We start from the raw sequence: 776 nt of genomic DNA on the forward strand, positions 1-776 counted from the left end.
CCGTAGAGGGTGAAAGTCCCGTATCTGAAGTCGAAAATGACACTGACTGTTCCTGAGTACCGCGGAACACGTGAAACTCCGTGGGAATCTGGGAGGACCATCTTCCAAGGCTAAGTACTACCTAGTGACCGATAGTGAACCAGTACCGTGAGGGAAAGGTGAAAAGAACCCCTGTTAGGGGAGTGAAATAGAACCTGAAACCAGTTGCCTACAAGCTGTGGGAGCATCCTTGAGATGTGACCGCGTGCCTTTTGCATAATGAGTCAGCGAGTTAATCTACTGTGCAAGGTTAAGCGAAAGTGGAGCCGTAGCGAAAGCGAGTCTGATAAGGGCGACAAGTACAGTGGATTAGACCCGAAACCAGGTGATCTATCCATGAGCAGGTTGAAGCTCAGGTAAAACTGAGTGGAGGACCGAACCAGTATCGGTTGAAAACGATTTGGATGACTTGTGGATAGGGGTGAAAGGCCAATCAAACCTGGTGATAGCTGGTTCTCTCCGAAATATATTGAGGTATAGCCTCGAGGTAGTTTAACGGGGGTAGAGCACTGACAGGGCTAGGGGGCTCACCAGCTTACCAAACCCTATCAAACTCCGAATACCGTATAAATGATCCTCGGGAGTCAGACTGCGACTGAGAAGGGCCGTAGTCGAAAGGGAAACAGCCCAGACCGACAGCTAAGGTCTCCAAATCCATGCTCAGTGGAAAAGGCGGTGGAATTTCCTAGACAGCCAGGAGGTTGGCTTAGAAGCAGCCATCCTTTAAAGAAAGCGTA

General features: G+C 49.7%; 1 rRNA gene. It reads left to right on the forward strand.

The window, feature by feature from the left end:
- Positions 1–776: ribosomal RNA gene (locus tag BUR09_RS00010) — 23S ribosomal RNA — on the forward strand; the annotation flags it as partial.

Origin of the sequence: Halodesulfovibrio marinisediminis DSM 17456 (assembly GCF_900129975.1) — a bacterium.
Classification (GTDB): Bacteria; Desulfobacterota; Desulfovibrionia; order Desulfovibrionales; family Desulfovibrionaceae; genus Halodesulfovibrio; species Halodesulfovibrio marinisediminis.